The 16558-nt window shown below is 40.7% G+C and carries 18 protein-coding genes and 1 rRNA gene; 14 read left to right on the top strand and 5 right to left on the bottom strand.

Annotated features, from left to right (window positions below; all coding sequences use genetic code 11):
• Positions 1–218 precede the first annotated feature (218 nt).
• Together I5J82_RS17315 and I5J82_RS17310 are read left to right on the top strand one after the other, a co-directional pair.
• Positions 219–1223: an ABC transporter permease gene (locus I5J82_RS17315; RefSeq protein ID WP_198769069.1), complete on the top strand. Its 1005-nt coding sequence runs from the start codon at positions 219–221 to the stop codon at positions 1221–1223.
• Positions 1224–1234: 11 nt separating this feature from the next.
• Positions 1235–2155 (top strand): ABC transporter permease, encoded by a 921-nt coding sequence (locus tag I5J82_RS17310; protein ID WP_198769068.1) that lies wholly within the window; start codon positions 1235–1237, stop codon positions 2153–2155.
• Between the two features lie 47 nt (positions 2156–2202).
• Here I5J82_RS17310 and I5J82_RS17305 read toward each other — a convergent pair whose 3' ends face one another.
• From I5J82_RS17305 to I5J82_RS17295, 3 genes are all read right to left on the bottom strand, one after another.
• Complete coding sequence (locus I5J82_RS17305) at positions 2203–3177, bottom strand: nuclease-related domain-containing protein (RefSeq protein WP_198769067.1); 975 nt, start codon at positions 3175–3177, stop codon at positions 2203–2205.
• Between the two features lie 335 nt (positions 3178–3512).
• On the bottom strand, positions 3513–4583 hold the full coding sequence (locus I5J82_RS17300) for an FUSC family protein (protein WP_198769273.1): 1071 nt from the start codon (positions 4581–4583) through the stop codon (positions 3513–3515).
• A gap of 214 nt (positions 4584–4797) precedes the next feature.
• Complete coding sequence (locus I5J82_RS17295; RefSeq protein ID WP_198769066.1) at positions 4798–6084, bottom strand: glutamate-1-semialdehyde 2,1-aminomutase; 1287 nt, start codon at positions 6082–6084, stop codon at positions 4798–4800.
• 420 nt (positions 6085–6504) lie between these two features.
• Here I5J82_RS17295 and I5J82_RS17290 point away from each other — a divergent pair, with 420 nt between their 5' ends.
• The 6 genes from I5J82_RS17290 (at position 6505) to bcp (ending at position 10891) form a co-directional block, all read left to right on the top strand.
• Positions 6505–7521, top strand: a complete 1017-nt coding sequence (locus I5J82_RS17290; RefSeq protein WP_198769065.1) for an ABC transporter ATP-binding protein — start codon at positions 6505–6507, stop codon at positions 7519–7521.
• On the top strand, positions 7514–8305 hold the full coding sequence (locus tag I5J82_RS17285; protein ID WP_144703842.1) for an ABC transporter permease: 792 nt from the start codon (positions 7514–7516) through the stop codon (positions 8303–8305). The genes I5J82_RS17290 and I5J82_RS17285 overlap by 8 nt, the downstream gene beginning before the upstream one ends.
• 6 nt (positions 8306–8311) lie before the next feature.
• Positions 8312–9097 carry an ABC transporter permease gene (locus tag I5J82_RS17280; protein ID WP_198769064.1) on the top strand — a complete coding sequence of 262 codons (786 nt, stop codon included), beginning with the start codon at positions 8312–8314 and terminating at the stop codon, positions 9095–9097.
• 193 nt (positions 9098–9290) lie between these two features.
• Positions 9291–9836: an NADPH-dependent FMN reductase gene (locus I5J82_RS17275; protein ID WP_198769063.1), complete on the top strand. Its 546-nt coding sequence runs from the start codon at positions 9291–9293 to the stop codon at positions 9834–9836.
• A 102-nt stretch (positions 9837–9938) separates the two neighbouring features.
• Positions 9939–10355 (top strand): ion channel, encoded by a 417-nt coding sequence (locus tag I5J82_RS17270; RefSeq protein WP_144703833.1) that lies wholly within the window; start codon positions 9939–9941, stop codon positions 10353–10355.
• Between the two features lie 65 nt (positions 10356–10420).
• Positions 10421–10891 carry a thioredoxin-dependent thiol peroxidase gene (bcp, locus tag I5J82_RS17265; protein WP_144703830.1) on the top strand — a complete coding sequence of 157 codons (471 nt, stop codon included), beginning with the start codon at positions 10421–10423 and terminating at the stop codon, positions 10889–10891.
• Positions 10892–10938: 47 nt separating this feature from the next.
• On the opposite strand, the gene I5J82_RS17260 is transcribed toward bcp, so the two are convergent.
• Positions 10939–11118: an H-type small acid-soluble spore protein gene (locus I5J82_RS17260; RefSeq protein ID WP_144703827.1), complete on the bottom strand. Its 180-nt coding sequence runs from the start codon at positions 11116–11118 to the stop codon at positions 10939–10941.
• A gap of 146 nt (positions 11119–11264) precedes the next feature.
• Here I5J82_RS17260 and I5J82_RS17255 point away from each other — a divergent pair, with 146 nt between their 5' ends.
• The 4 genes from I5J82_RS17255 to perR all read left to right on the top strand — a co-directional run bounded on the left by I5J82_RS17255 (position 11265) and on the right by perR (position 14710).
• Positions 11265–12374: an aminopeptidase gene (locus tag I5J82_RS17255; RefSeq protein ID WP_144703823.1), complete on the top strand. Its 1110-nt coding sequence runs from the start codon at positions 11265–11267 to the stop codon at positions 12372–12374.
• A 296-nt stretch (positions 12375–12670) separates the two neighbouring features.
• Entirely contained in the window at positions 12671–13621 is a 951-nt protein-coding gene (locus I5J82_RS17250; protein ID WP_198769062.1) for a D-2-hydroxyacid dehydrogenase, read from the top strand.
• A gap of 1 nt (position 13622) precedes the next feature.
• Complete coding sequence (locus I5J82_RS17245; protein ID WP_144703817.1) at positions 13623–14171, top strand: cob(I)yrinic acid a,c-diamide adenosyltransferase; 549 nt, start codon at positions 13623–13625, stop codon at positions 14169–14171.
• A gap of 107 nt (positions 14172–14278) precedes the next feature.
• Positions 14279–14710, top strand: coding sequence for a peroxide-responsive transcriptional repressor PerR (gene perR / locus I5J82_RS17240; RefSeq protein WP_137792276.1), 432 nt, complete (start codon positions 14279–14281; stop codon positions 14708–14710).
• A gap of 34 nt (positions 14711–14744) precedes the next feature.
• Here perR and I5J82_RS17235 read toward each other — a convergent pair whose 3' ends face one another.
• On the bottom strand, positions 14745–15110 hold the full coding sequence (locus tag I5J82_RS17235; RefSeq protein ID WP_066286256.1) for a YgzB family protein: 366 nt from the start codon (positions 15108–15110) through the stop codon (positions 14745–14747).
• A 118-nt stretch (positions 15111–15228) separates the two neighbouring features.
• Between I5J82_RS17235 and I5J82_RS17230 the strand changes: the two genes are divergently transcribed.
• Together I5J82_RS17230 and I5J82_RS17225 are read left to right on the top strand one after the other, a co-directional pair.
• Positions 15229–16095, top strand: coding sequence for a nucleotidyltransferase-like protein (locus I5J82_RS17230; RefSeq protein WP_144703814.1), 867 nt, complete (start codon positions 15229–15231; stop codon positions 16093–16095).
• Between the two features lie 262 nt (positions 16096–16357).
• Positions 16358–16558: ribosomal RNA gene (locus I5J82_RS17225) — 16S ribosomal RNA — on the top strand; the annotation flags it as partial.

Genomic DNA, 16558 nt, shown 5'->3' with positions numbered 1-16558 from the left:
TCTTTCATAACCCCTTTAATACGTTGATTGAAAAGTAAGGTGCGAGACTCCTGGGGGATCAGCGGGACAGGTGAGACTCTTACCAGCGCCTAGCGCTAAGAGGCTCACCGCACGCCCCCCCGGAAAGCGAGCATCCTGGAGTGGAAAGCAACGCCTTTCAAGAATAACAGCTCGTAACCTAACATACTTGTAATTCTTCTTAAGAAAGAGGTGACCCTATGTTTGCCTATACGATCAGACGGTTAGCAACGCTAGTTCCCGTACTCTTAGGGATGACATTTATCGTGTTCATGATGATTCGCGCTATCCCGGGTAATCCAGCACAATTAATTTTAGGGCAACAGGCCACAAAGGAAGCTGTTGCATCTTTAACGAAGCGACTTGGGTTAGACCAACCGTGGTATACGCAATTTATTGATTACTTAACAGGCCTTTTTACAGGAGACCTTGGTGTTTCATTAAAAACAAACGTGCCGATTGCACAAGAAGTTTGGCCATATTTAGCCGCAACGATGGAATTAGCTTTTGTAGCAATGGTAATTGCGATTGTAATCGGAGTTAATGCAGGTATCATTTCCGCATGGTTCCAAAACTCTTGGTTCGATTATACGGCTATGGTTCTTGCGTTAGTTGGTGTTTCTATGCCGATCTTCTGGCTCGGATTGATGGAGCAATATGTATTCTCCATTCACTTTGATCTATTGCCGACTACGGGTCGCGACAACATTCGTGTTCCGGTTGATCCGATCACACATCTGTATTTGATCGACACATTGATTCAAGGAAGAATGGATCAGTTTGCTGAGGTAGTGAAACATCTCATCTTGCCAGGAGTTGCACTAGCTACGATTCCGATGGCGATCATCGCTCGTATGACGCGATCAAGCATGCTTGAAGTAATGCGTTCAGACTACATCCGAACGGCTCGTGCAAAAGGGATGAAAATGTTCTGGGTCGTATACAAGCATTCATTAAAAAATGCGTTAATTCCAGTAGTAACCGTTATCGGTCTTCAGACGGGACTGCTTTTGGGTGGTGCGATTCTGACTGAAACGATTTTCGGATGGCCAGGCATTGGTACATATATTTATGATGCGATCTCGTATCGTGATTATCCGGTTATCCAATCTGGCATCTTAGTCGTCGCAACGATTTTCGTATTAATCAATCTACTCGTTGATTTGCTGTACGCAGCAATTGACCCGAGAATTAAATTCAAGTAGGAGGGATTAGAATGTCAGAACTCACAAGATCAACACCTCCCGTAGTTCCGCAGCCACAGCATATGCCTGTGGAACCGGTGGAAGACAAAGTAATCTCTCCTTGGAAAGATGCTTGGAGAAGCTTCAAAAAGAATAAGATCGCTCTTGTCGGTTTATCAATCGTCTCAGTATTTATTGTGATTGCCATATTCGCGGACCTGATCGCACCTTATGGTATCAGTGAAGGTGAGCTGAGAGATAAACATATCGCACCATCTGCTGAACATTGGTTTGGAACGGATGAATTCGGTCGTGATATATTAAGCCGTATCATCCATGGAGCTCGCGTGTCGCTATGGGTAGGTTTTTTCTCAGTAGCTGGATCGGTAATCGTAGGTTCTTTGCTTGGTATTATCGCAGGGTATTATGGAAGATGGATAGACGGCATCATATCACGCATTTTTGATATTTTGTTGGCGTTTCCAAGTATCTTGCTTGCCATTGCGGTAGTATCTGTACTTGGGCCATCATTAAAAAATGCGTTGATCGCAATTGCGATTATCAATATCCCAACGTTCGGACGCTTGCTGCGATCAAGAGTGCTTAGTGTAAAAGAAGAAGAATACATTACAGCAGCTCGAGCGATCGGAATGAGCGACTTCAGGATTCTGATCCATCACATCCTACCGAACAGTCTTGCTCCAATCATCGTTCAAGGAACGCTTGCCATTGCAACAGCGATCATCGAAGCAGCTGCACTTGGATTCTTAGGTATGGGGGCTCAACCGCCAACTCCTGAGTGGGGTAAGATGCTTGCGGATTCAAAAGACTTTATCATTCAAGCGCCTTGGACCGTTTTGTTCCCAGGTTTGGCGATCATGCTGACGGTACTCGGATTCAACCTGATGGGCGACGGCTTGCGTGATGCATTAGATCCGCGGATGAAGAGTTAGAGATTAATTGTATGTAAGGAGGCTTAGCTTTGGCTAAGCTTCTTTTTTTATGTGGTTTTTTCTAGGAGAGGTTCTAGGTTATAGAGTCTTGATCGATTTGTACCAGTTGAGGGTAGATTTAACGAACGAAGAAGGTGGTAGGCTTGGCTGCTCGATTGTAAATTTAAATACCATGCAAACTCATAATTTGATATGTGATTTGATATTAATAGTGCGTAATCTTGAAGAGCTTCAATGTGGGCAGTTTTTGAAGAAGTATTACAAGTAGCACAGTGCCATTTCCCCCAAGTGTAATTCATGATAGAGTGAGGACAAGTTGGACAAAAAACCCCTTTGGAGAGTTCATTCTTATTTACTTGGAAAAGCTCACAAATATCTGGATCGTACAATGAGCTTAATTTCAGGAGAAGTCTTGCTAGTTTTTTTACTTGTTTTTGAGTAAGTTTAATTTCTGTATATTTCTGTATTAGACTTTCGTACTTGTGTTGTAAACTTGAACTCTTAATGACTATCTCATTAGCTTTTTTATAACCTGGTGCCGCTTCAATAATTGCTGCAGGATGTGTCATGACCACAAGTGTCTCAATAGGTAAGAAATTCATTTTGTGTTGTTCTAATACCCTAGTAAGATGAATTTTTTGGCGAGAAACTTGGTCAATCGGATTTGGGAATGCCTCTTCTTTTCCTGCATGAGTTCGAATGAATTGAAAGAATTGGTCTTCAAAATAAAGATGGCCAGCCATATATTTGATTTCGAGGATTGTAATGAAACTTGGAGTAATGAGAAGAGTGTCCATTTGAAAAAAATATTCATCATCTAATATTCGAAGACCATGTAAGTAAAGAATATCCTTAGGCAGATAACGATAAAAGTATTCCAGTGACTGCTCGCCTTTAAAGCCGGATGAATGGTTCCGCAACAAATCCTGAAATTCTTGTTTCTTAAAATGATTAGGTGGAATTCTCTTAACCAATTTAGATAATTTAGTAATAAAGATGGGTGCTTTTCTTTCTTTTTTCAAATGAAGCGCCTCCTACTATTTTTGTAAGGATATTGGAACTCCATTTTGCCGCATGATTACGTTCGGTTCAAAGAGCAAGATACCTAATATCGCATTGAAAACCAGTTCAATCCACAAATTTCGCCTATGAATCCACAAGAAACAGTGTTTAATCCACGAGTTTTATCCTTGAATCCTAAAGTTTTCGAGGTTTATCCACGAGTCTACAATCCTAGACATATTTCGACATAGACGTACAAGTAATGTCCAGCCACAGACTGGTTTAAACAACAAAATGATACCCACACGCACAAAAAAACCAACCCTCAAAAAGGGCTGGCTTCCAATACATAATATTAGTCTTCTAACCGCTGATCCAACTGAACCTCGCTATCTTCCTGGTGGAAGTTCTTAAAGCTTTCTACCAGGGTGTTCAAGTGTTCCAATTGGTCCGCGTAATCTATGATCAGAGCGAAAACGGGGAACAGCTCGATCCACTCTTCGTTCTCTGGGTTTTTGTAATAGCTCATGATACACGTCATGAGTGCTTTTTTGTTGATGGCCTCATCCATATCCAGCGTGTGCTGCGCACGGATTTTGTCTGTATATTTTAACAGCATCTGTTCATGGAAGTTGGTCAAGCCATCGAGCTTTAATTGGATCAGTTCTTGAAGAGGTTCCGGCATGTTGTTCAGTTCGTTTTCATGTCGGTGAAGACTCTTCAACAGTTCTAGTGCTTTGTTTGTCGTTTGTATCATCTGGCGGTAAAGAACCAGTTTACGTGTTTTGGTGTACTTATTGCTTCTGAAATAGGTTCGTTCTTCTTTATACAATAAGTAATATTGATCCATCTTAAAGCGATTTTCCTTTAGATGGGTCAGATCTTCTTTCATGGCGCTATGTTCTGTAGCATGACGGGTAATCATGCGGATCCATTTTATGATTTCGTCCGTGTGATCGGAAATTTTATAATACAGTTTCGTTTCGTATCTAGGCGGCACGAATACCAGGTTAACTAAAAACGCTGATAATACACCGAGCATGATTAATAAGAAACGGTCGATCGCAAAACCGATAAAGTTCTCCGTATGGCTTTCCATGATCACGATCACAGTAACGATGGATAGCGGGATCGTTTTCTCAATCTTTATTTTTAAGTTTGCTGCAATGACAAGTACGACAACGAATCCGATAACAAATGGGTTATTGCCTAATAAGATTACAAAAATAATAGCAAAAATGGCACCAACCACGTTACCTTGAACTTGTTCTAAAATGGTTTGATACGATCTATAGATGGATGGTTGAATCGCAAATGTCGCGGCAATCGCGGCAAAGGCTGGCTGATCCAATTGAAACAACATCGCTAAGTAGATCGATAAAGAAATGGCTAAACCCGTTTTAATCATTCGGGCTCCTAGTTTCATAACTGCGATAATTCCTTTCTCATAAAGAATGTTAATAATCTCAAACACTATAAACTGTTTCGTCCTTTTAATCAAGTAAATATCTGTTAACAAATTGTGAATAGTACCAGACCTATATACCTTATGAAAAACAAATATCCTCTATTACAGGTTTTCCCTTAAACTAAAAAAAGAATCCGTGCGTTGACGGATTCTTTCCACTTACCTATAAAACCTACAGAGAGCTGAATGCTCTTCCGGCCGCTTCGATCGTAGCTTGAACGTCTTCTTCCGTATGTGCGGTAGTTAAGAACATCGCTTCATATTTAGATGGAGCGAGATTAATTCCTTCATGAAGCATATGTTTGAAGTATCTTCCGAAGATCTCACCATCTGTCGCTTCTGCTTGTACATAGTTCTCAATCTTTTCATCTGAAAAATAAAGCGTCAAAGCACCTTTCAAGCGGTTAATCGTTACGGAAACAGCATGTTTTTCAGCTTGTTCAAGCAAACCTTTTTCAAGAATCGCACCTAAGCGGTCCATTTCCTCGTAAACGCCTTCTTGCTTTAAAACTTCTAAACATGCGATACCTGCTGAGATCGATGCTGGGTTTCCTGCCATCGTCCCTGCTTGGTACGCTGGCCCGAGCGGTGCTACTTTTTCCATGATCTCTTGCTTACCGCCGTATGCGCCAATCGGCAGACCTCCGCCAATAATCTTTCCGAGGGCTGTCATGTCAGGTTTTACACCTAGAAGATCTTGTGCCCCTCCATACATGAAACGGAAAGCGGTAATGACTTCATCATAGATCACAAGAGCGCCATGCTCATGGGTAATGTCGTTAACAGCTTGTAAAAAGCCTTCTTTCGGCTTAACGATTCCAAAGTTTCCAACGATCGGCTCTACTAAAACAGCAGCGATCTGATCACCCCATTTATCCATCGCCGCACGATAGGCGTCAACATCATTAAATGGAACAGTGATCACTTCTTGTGCGATAGATTTCGGTACACCAGCTGAGTCAGGGGTACCTAGTGTCGAAGGACCAGAGCCAGCTGCGACTAAAACTAAATCGGAATGACCGTGATAGCAGCCAGCGAACTTGATGATTTTATCGCGGCCAGTGTAAGCACGGGCAACGCGGATTGTTGTCATGACCGCCTCTGTTCCAGAGTTTACGAAACGAACTTTATCCATAGCAGGCATCGCTTCTTTTAACATCTTCGCGAATTTAACTTCAAGAGAAGTAGGGGTTCCATAGAGAACACCGTTTTCTGCGGCTTTCACAATCGCCTTTGTGATATGAGGATGAGCATGTCCGGTAATAATAGGACCATAAGCAGCTAGATAATCGATGTAACGATTGCCGTCTTCATCCCAAAAGTATGCACCTTGTGCGCGTTCCATAAAAACAGGTGCACCACCGCCAACCGCTTTAAAAGAACGTGACGGACTGTTTACACCGCCAACAATATGTAGAAGCGCTTCATCATATAGAGCTTCAGATTTCGTGTGTTTCATCTATAAATACCTCCTGTAAACGATACGTCAGTTAAGTTCAATTCATATTGTAGCATGAATACGCGTGAGGGACAGGGGTGGGAATCTATGACAAAACAGTCGAAAGCAGTCTCAACTATTTGAGTTTATGAATGGGATTGGAGTAAACTATTCGAGTGCCTTGAGTTTCTCTTGCATGAAATTGGCAAAATTGTTGCTCTTGAAAGTAGTTGATTTCCGCTCCAGGATGCTTGCTTTCCGCGGGGCAGGCGGTGAGCCACATTTGAACGTTTCACTCTTAAGTGTCTCACCTGCCCGCCTGTCCCGCAGGAGTCTCGCACCTTGCGCTCCAATCAACTTGTCATTGAAGAAAGATGCTTCAAACGTCAAGCAGCATCTTACAAAAAGAGTCTAATACCTATATTTTACGGAGGCATTCTTATGCAGAACGTTATAGATGTACAAGGTTTAAAAAAAGAGTTTAAATCCTTCTCCAGCCGATCAGGTCTGAAGGGGGCATTTCGTGATCTTTTTACACGAAACTATACGATTAAGACAGCAGTAGACGATATCTCTTTTACGATAAAAAAAGGAGAGATGGTAGGTTATATTGGTGAAAACGGTGCTGGTAAATCGACTTCCATCAAAATGCTGACAGGTATACTCACACCTACTGACGGAAAGATTGTCGTCAACGGCATGAATCCACATAAAGAGCGGGAGAAGTTCGTAAAAACGATCGGTGTCGTCTTTGGACAAAGGTCGCAGTTATGGTGGGATATAGCGGTTCAAGAGTCATTTAGATTATTGAAGAAAATCTACAATGTTCCGGATCAGCAGTACGAAGAACATATGAAAGACGTAATCGAGACGCTTGATATTGGGCCGTTGCTTGATAAGCCTGTTCGAAAGCTTTCACTCGGACAACGTATGCGCTGTGAATTAGCTGCAGCCCTTATTCATAATCCACCGCTGCTCTTTCTAGACGAGCCGACAATCGGACTTGATGTATTAGTAAAACTAAAGATTCGTGAGTTTTTAAAGAGAATTAATGAGAAGTACGGTACGACGATTCTTTTAACAACGCATGACCTTTCTGATATAGAAGCGCTTTGTGAACGAGTGGTTATGCTCGATGAAGGAAAAATCATCTATGATGGACCACTAAAAGAGCTTCGTGAAAATTGGGCAGAAGGAAAACAGATTCAGTTTCAGTTTAGTGAAGAAGCGACGTTGGAAGAGTTGCAGCATCTTACGCAAGAACATCTCGTGGTTTGGGAAAAAGGCGAAAGTGATCTTGTTTGGGTGGCATCTGTTGAAGCCGAAGAAACTGTCATCTCAGGTGTGATCGGAAAAGTTACTGCGGCTAAAAAGATTGCTGATTTGAAGATTCTCGAGATCTCAACAGAAGAGATCATCCGAAATATTTATGTTGAAGGTGCTGTTCGTCATGGGTAAGTATATCGAGATGATTCGCATCCGTTTCCTAATGATGCTCGCATACCGAACGAACTATTACAGCGGAATACTCATTTACAGCATCAATATTGGTGCGTATTACTTTTTGTGGAGTGCCATTTATGGTGGGAAAGAAAACATTCAAGGTCTGTCTATCACACAGATGACAACGTATATTGCTGTTGCGTGGATGGCTCGAGCCTTTTACTTTAACAACATCGACCGAGAGATTGCGATGGAGATCAAAGAAGGAAAAGTGGCTGTTGAGATGGTTCGTCCTTATCCGTATTTAAACATGAAGATGATGCAAGGATTGGGTGAGGGGATCTTTAGACTTTTATTCTTCTCTGTTCCTGGCATGATTATCGTAGCGCTCGTGTTTCCTATTGAACTCTCAACGAATGCTAGTACATGGTTGTTATTCTTCCTATCGATTACGTTTAGTTTTATTATCAACACACAGATCAATCTATTAGCTGGAATTGCCACTTTCTTCTTATTTAACAATGATGGCTTGATTCGTGCAAAACGTGTTGTGATCGACTTATTTTCAGGACTTATCTTACCGCTCAGTTTCTATCCGATGTGGGCTCAGAACGTGATGAGCTACTTGCCTTTCCAAGGCATCAGCTATATCCCGAGTATGATTTTTACGGAAGGGTTCAAAGGCTCACAAATCTATGAAGCCCTTCTCAATCAAGCGATATGGTCGCTGCTCTTGATCATTCCCGTGTATGGTCTTTGGATTTTGGCGAAGCGTCAGCTTGTGGTTCAAGGGGGTTAATAGCAGATGGAGTACATTTCAATCTTTTTTCAATACGTCGGACAATATTTAAAAACAAGACTTACGTATCGTGCGGATATGGTAGTCGAAATTTTTTCAGATCTATTGTTTCAAGCGGTTAATCTCGTTTTCATCCTAGTCGTTTTCGGACATACAAATTTACTGGCAGGATGGAGTAAGGATGAGATGATCTTCATTTACGGATTCTTCTTGGTTCCATTCTCGATCTTTGCTTCATTCTTTAACATTTGGGATTTTACAGACAGATATATTGTAAAAGGCGAGATGGACCGTATCTTAACAAGACCTGTTCATAGTCTTTTTCAAATCGTGCTTGAACGGATGGAGTTAGAATCACTTTTCGGTGTAGTGACAGGATTAGTTGTGATGTTCTATGCAGGTGATAAGCTTGGTCTAGAGATGAGCTGGTACGATCCGTTTATTTTTATCTTGTTAGTTATAGGCGGTGCGCTCGTATATGCAGGAATATTCATCTCACTTGCCACGATTGGTTTTTGGTCTGATTCCAGAACAGATATTATGCCTATGATGTACAACATTGGAAACTACGGAAGATATCCTGTTGATATTTACAACAAAGTAATCAAGTATGTGTTAACGTGGATCCTTCCATTCGCGTTTGTCGGTGTATATCCATCTTCCTATTTCTTAGAACGTGAAGAGTGGTATACGTATGCCTTCTTAACGCCAGTTGTTGGACTCGTGTTTTTCTTAATCGCTGTAACGTTATGGAACGTTGGAGTAACAAAGTATAGAGGCGCTGGTAACTAGTCATTTATGATGTTGAACGTCTTTCAAGAAGTGGGTCCTGGTATGTAGGAATTCACTTCTTTTTTCGTCTAAAATGTTCACCCGGACTTAAGACCTGTTTATGATCTCGTAATTCCTTATGCTATATATAACGATTGGAATCTTGTAAAATAGGAACATACTAAATAATGCATCCAGAAATGAGGAAATACATATGAAAATCATGGTAATCGCAGGAAGTCCGACAGCAGAATCAAGAACAAGAGGAATTGCGCAGTTCGCTGCTGAAACGTTGAAACAGATGAATGTTGAAGTGTTGTATTTTGATGTAGGAATCGATAAGTTACCTCTATTTACAGGAGATGCTACGACAGCTCAGAATGATGCGGTAAAAAAATTAGCTGAGTATGCTGAACAAGCAGATGGATTTTTTGTAACGAGCCCAGAGTATCACAGTGGAATAAGTGGTGCTTTGAAAAATGCCCTTGATTTCTTAGGAGGAAAACATTTCAAGAATAAACCGTCAGCAATTGCTGTTGCTGCAGGAGGCGGGAAAGGCGGAATGAACGCATTGACCAACCTTCGCACTGTGCTTCGTGGCGTATATAGCTTAGTACTGCCCGATCAATTTATTGCAGATCCCGTTAATTTTGATGAAGGCAACGTACTCGTTGATGAATTGGCACAAACGCGTGTGCGTGAATTAACCATCCAGTTAAAAGAATTAACAGAAGTCGTTTCAGTAAACCAAGCAAAATAATAAATCGGAAAGACAGTCTGTGAAAAAGCAGACTGTCTTTTTTAATCATAAGGCTGTCCTATTCAATCCCTTTTTTTCATAAGATAAAGAGAGGTGGACAGAATGGAAAATGCTGTTTTAGTAATCTTGATCATAACAACGGCTAGTCTCATTATCCGTAGTATATGGATGCTCTTTAAACATCCTGGAATTAAAGAACATCTGATGCCAGCAAGTCATCTGCTGATTTTGTTCATCGTGTACGGAACAATCATCTCGGGATTCGGACTCATTTATGCCCTTATCTCTTTAATGGGCTATCCCGTCATCAAACTAGAATTGAATCAGAGTGACTTTTTCTCTTTTATAGAAGCATGTATCTATTTCAGTAGCACGACGATTCTGTCCGTAGGTTATGGAGACATCGTACCTGTTGGAGCAGGAAGGTGGATAGCCGCTCTTCAAGCATTGATCGGGTACTTGCTCCCGATTGCTTTCGTACTATCTTCTGTTGTTCACCATAACAGAACAGCAAAATAGTTGTTGAAAAATAACGAAATAGGCTACCCTTAAGGAAGATGAATCTTTAAGGAGGTCTCAATGCGATGACAATAGAAACAGGAAGCAAAGCGCCAGATTTTAAATTGCCGGCAAGTAATGGAGAAGAAGTTACATTAAAAGATTTTAAAGGAAAAAATGTAGTTCTCTACTTTTATCCAAAAGATATGACGCCAGGCTGTACCACGCAAGCATGTGATTTCAGAGATCGTCACGAAGACTTTAAGAAACAAAATACCGTAATTCTAGGCGTAAGTCCTGACCCATTAGCTCGACATGACAAATTTATTGAGAAGCATGGTCTGCCGTTCATCCTTTTAGCTGATGAAGAGCATAAAGTGGCTGAGCTTTACGATGTGTGGAAACTGAAAAAGAATTTCGGTAAAGAATACATGGGGATCGAACGCTCTACGTTTATTATCGATGGAGAAGGAAACATCGCGAAAGAATATCGAAAAGTGAAAGTGAAAGATCACGTAGAAGAAGCATTGCGGTTTATTCAAGAAAACTTAGTATAGAAAAAAGCCCTCGAGAAATCGGGGCTTTTTTACTTTTAATTCAAGGTTCAGCTCTCCTGAAGTTCTGTAACAGGAATGTCCATCTCTTGATCGGGTTGTTCTCTTGTGTAAGCTCTAGCAGTTTGATTGTTTTCATCAACAGATTGAAGCCATACAGGGGTTCCGTTATGAAGCACTATGATCTCTTTTTCCGACTCAATGATCTGTTGAGCACGTGATACGTTCATGAATTCATTCACCTCCACGCCAACTAGTATGCAACAGAGACTGATAGACTATGCTTTTCCTTCTTAATAAATAGGCATGATGGCTTATGCGTGATAAAATGAAATAGTGTGAATTTTATAACAGATAATTTCGGGGGTTATACATAATGAGAGATGAACGTTTAACAACGTTGGCAAAAACATTGCTGACTCATTCACTTAAGGTTGAAAAAGGGCAAAAAGTACTTATTACTTCATTCTTAGCAGGGAAGCCACTCGTAAAAGAGCTCGTTCAAGAAACATATAAACTAGGAGCTTTTCCTTACGTTCAACTTGCGGATGAAGAGATTTCACGTGCGTTAATGATGGGTTCTTCGAGAGAACACTCTGAGGCACAATTGAAATGGGATCTTGCACGCATTGAAGATATCGATGCGTATATCTCGATTCAATGTAAAAACAATGATGCAGAGTTCTCGGAAGTTCCAAGTGAGATCTTCCAAATGAAAGCAGAAATCAATAAGCCTGTTCAAAACATGATCATCAATGACCGTCAATGGGTATTATTAAACTACCCAACTACAGGTCTCGCACAAATGGCTAAAATGAGCTTAGAAAAGTTCACAGATTTTGTACTTGATGTGTGTAACGTGGATTATAAGGCGATGGCTGAAGCACAAAAACCACTTCATGCTTTAATGGAAAAAACAGATAAAGTACGCATCACAGCTCCGGGAACTGATTTAACGTTCTCAATAAAAGGAATTCCTGCTGTAATGTGTGCAGGTGAAAATAACATTCCTGACGGAGAAGTATTTACGGCACCAGTAAAAGACAGTGTGAATGGAACCATTACATATAACACACCTTGTCCTTATCACGGTACAACGTTTAACAACGTAAAACTTACTTTCAAAGATGGAAAAATCGTTGAAGCCACTTCAGACAACACCGAAAAATTAAACGAAATCTTTAATACAGATGAAGGTGCTCGTTATGTTGGGGAATTTGCGATCGGTGTAAATCCTTTGATCCAACATCCAATGGGAGATATCTTATTCGATGAAAAGATTGGCGGCAGCATTCACTTCACGCCTGGAAGAGCGTATCAAGATGCATACAACGGAAACGAATCAGGCATCCACTGGGATATGGTATTGATTCAGCGTCCAGAGTATGGCGGCGGGGAAATCTACTTTGATGATGTATTAATTAGAAAAGACGGTTTGTTCGTTCTGCCAGAACTTCAAGGTCTTAATCCAGAGAACCTTAAGTAAGATCTGTTTTGGATAGCTTTGTTGCTCTATGAGGGTTGTTGATTTCCGTTACAGGTTGCTCGCTTTCCGGGGGGCGTGCGGTGAGCCTCCTAGTGCTCTGCACTATTAGGAGTCTCACCTGTCCCGCTGATCCCCCAGGAGTCTCGCACCTTTCACTCCAATCAATTTCCATGAAGATAGAGAACAAACAGACTCAAAGTAATTCCATTAGTAAACAACCCAAACAAAACAGCAACAACTTAAAAAGCGGGGAGCACGTCCCGCTTTTTCTATTCCATGAAAAGAAGGTGTTTCTTATGATTCTTTCAAGTGCACGATTACGAGATGAGATAAAGGACGAGCTAAAGAAACGGTTTCCGAATGAAGAATTTCATTTTTACAACAACATGAAAGAAGCTAAGACGTATCTTAAACAAGCTGAAGTCTTAGTATCCTATGGAGAAGACCTGACTGATGAGTTGGTTGCTGAAGCAAAAGAACTAAAATGGATCATGGTCATTTCAGCTGGTCTTGATAAAATGCCTTTTGAAGCTTTAGAAAAACAAGATATTTTGATTACGAACGCAAGAGGTATCCACAAAACACCTATGGCGGAATATACGCTTTCCATGATGCTGCAAGTTTCACGCAAAGCAAGTCTGCTTTTAGAAAATCAAAAACAGCACACGTGGGATCGAAAAGTGCCGATGACTGAGATCTCAGGAAAGACGCTTGGTATACTAGGAACAGGTTCAATTGGATGCGAGATAGCAAGACTCGCGAAAGCTTTTAACATGAAAACCATCGGATTTAATAGAAGTGGTCATCCGGCGGAAAACTGTGATGTGATCGTGGATAAAGAAGGAATCTCCACTCTGTACGCAGAAAGTGATTTTATCGTGAATGTTCTCCCATCGACACCACAAACGTATCATTTCGTCGGAGAGAGTGCGTTTTCTGAAATGAAACAGCACGCGGTGTTCATTAATATTGGTAGAGGGAAAACGGTAGATGAAAAAGAGCTGATTCGTGTGCTGCGTGAAGAGCGGATTGGCCACGCAGTTCTAGATGTGTTTGAAAAAGAGCCATTAGCAGAAGAAAGCCCATTATGGGACATGAAGAACGTAACGGTTACACCGCATCTTTCAGGGATTTCACCTCAGTACCAAGAAAGAGCGATCGAGATCTTTTGTGATAATCTAACTCTATATAGAAATGATAACCGTAAAGATATGATCAATATCATTCCATATGACCGGGGGTATTAATATGAAAATCTACACAAAAACTGGAGATAAAGGAACAACATCCTTAATTTTTGGTGAACGGGTGTCTAAAAACGATGTGCGCGTAGACGCGTATGGCACATGTGATGAAGCGAATAGTATGATTGGATTTGGCGTAAGCTTGTTTCCTAAGGAAAAATGGGCAGAAAATGCAACGACTGTAATGCAAAAAGTGCAGACTGTTTTGTTTCATGTTGGAGCTGAGCTAGCGACTCCAGCGGGTAAGGAAGTAGCATGGAAATTAAAAGAAGAAGATATCTCATTTCTTGAAGAGACGATTGATCAATGGCAGGTTGGACTGAAACCTTTAAAGCAGTTCATACTTCCTGGAGGATCTCCATCTGCTAGTGCACTCCATACCGCACGAACGATCGCGAGGCGAGCAGAACGTATTGCTGTAGAAATTGAAGGTGTGAATCCACTTGTATTGTCTTATCTAAACAGACTCTCTGATTTTCTATTTGTTGCTGCACGTTATGTAAATGAACAAATGAAAGTGAATGAACCAGTTCTACACGAAGATCATTCATGATTGAGTACTGCATACATACACTTCAATTGACAAAACCTGTAGATAAGCAGTAGACTAATTATAACGATTATAAAGTAAGAATTCTTAAAGAAATGGGGTGCATGACGATGTCAAGCGCTAAGATAAATGCGGCAATCGACAACTTAAAATCAGTAGGTGTACGGATTACACCTCAGCGTCATGCTATCTTAGAGCATCTTATCCAATCAATGTCCCATCCGACTGCTGATGAGATTTACAAAGCGCTGGAGGGGAAATTTCCAAATATGAGTGTAGCAACAGTCTACAATAACCTTAGAGTATTTAAAGAAGCGGGTCTTGTAAAAGAACTGACTTATGGGGATTCATCAAGCCGATTTGATTGTGTGACGACTGATCACTACCATATCATCTGTGATTCATGCGGAAAGATAGTGGATTTTCATTATCCCGGTTTAGATGAGGTCGAGAGTCTAGCAGAATCTGTAACAGGTTTTGATGTAGGACGACACCGTATGGAAATTTACGGAGTATGCCCGGATTGCAAAAGAAAACATTAAAAAAAAGCTGACTTTCCATTACGGTAAGTCAGCTTTATCTATTCTCTTTGCGCATTTGGCGTTTAGAGTTGTATTTTTCATCGAATTCTTCGCCCTCAAGACCCTTATCCATCGTAAGTGGCTGGTTACATGACATGCATGCATCTACACGACCTAGTACTTTCGTTACTTTTCCACAGTTTGGACAGACAACCTGCACAGCCTGAGTAGATATCATACCAATCCAAAAGTAAACACCAGCACTGGCGATCGTTGCGATAAACCCAATCACCATAAAAATAGACATAACGACAAAACTTGTCTTGAAAAACAGGCCTGCATACATGATGATAATACCTATAAACACAAGGCTTAACGCGAACGTACGTATTTTATTGATTTTGCTCGTATACTTTATCATACCTGTCCCTCCTCCGTTCATTAGTATAACATATGAACTCTTAGGAAAAGAAAAAGGATTTCTTTATTTGATGTTGAAAGTAACAAACAGGATTTTGTTAAAATGGGAGATGACCTTCATGGAAGATATTTTACGCCCGCTGTATCAAGAGAGAGCAAGCAACGAAAACACATTAGGAGTGCTTTTTGTTGAAAAAAATAAACCATTCAGCCCTGGCACGGATCACTTTGATTCAATACTTCTTATTATAGTTAAAGAATCTGATCAGCCTTTGATGATTAAACACTATGAGTTTGAGACAACTTCAGCTGCGCTTCACATTGTGACTGAACAATTGCTTAATTCTTGGTTGATGCTCGGTACAAACAAAAGAGCGGTTGATTGGGTGATGAACGGGAAAGTTCTATTTAATAGAAATGAGTACATAACGAGATTGAGGGACCGACTTCACGAGTTTCCGGCTGAAGAGAGAACACATAAGATTGGTCTTGAGTTTGCAAAACTACTCCGCCGTTATAACGACGGAAAAGAACTTTTCCACTCCGGCCATTATTTAGATGCATTCAACAACATCATGCATGCTCTTCATCATCTAGCTCGTTTATCTGTTATTGAACATGGATACTATCCAGAAGTTACAGTTTGGAACCAGGTGAAGATGATTCAGCCTGAAATCTTTAAGTTGTATGAAGAGCTTGTAACTGGAGAAGAGACGATTGATAAAAGAATTGAACTTCTATTATTAGCATCAGAGTTTTCTCTTTCTTCTAAAACTAAATTAGGTGCCCATCATCTGTTGGGTATTATCAAAGAGAAAGATGAATGGGCATATCATGAATTAATGGAACATGATGAGGTTCAAGACTATGCGATCGATCTTCCTATGATTCTTACACACTTAAAAGACAAAGGTTATATAAAGGCTATCAAGCGGGAAACCAAGAGCAAAAATCTGTATCATCGTTACTACTCAATAAAAGAATAAACTTTTTTCTAAAAAGGTGTTGACCTGTTTATCTATATCGTGCTATATTATTTCTTGTCGCTGCGACACACAGAAACAATGTTGCAGTCGGGAAACACGATAAAAAAACAGGTTGACATCTTGTTTTTAAGATGATATACTAATAAAGTCGCCAAAACGAGCGACACACGAAACACACAGTTCTTTGAAAACTGAACAAAAGAAATAGGTAAGGAATTAAGAATTAATTCCGTCAGTTTTAAAATCGAGCAAGACAAACACTTTTATGGAGAGTTTGATCCTGGCTCAGGATGAACGCTGGCGGCGTGCCTAATACATGCAAGTCGAGCGAATGATGAGGAGCTTGCTCCTCTGATTTAGCGGCGGACGGGTGAGTAACACGTGGGTAATCTGCCTGTAAGACGGGGATAACTCCGGGAAACCGGGGCTAATACCGGATAATAAGAGAAGAAGCATTTCTTCT

Source organism: Fictibacillus halophilus, assembly GCF_016401385.1.
GTDB classification, from domain to species: Bacteria; Bacillota; Bacilli; order Bacillales; family Fictibacillaceae; genus Fictibacillus; species Fictibacillus halophilus.
The sequence above is the reverse complement of the archived record's forward strand: the minus strand, read 5'-3'. Positions and strand labels throughout refer to the sequence as shown.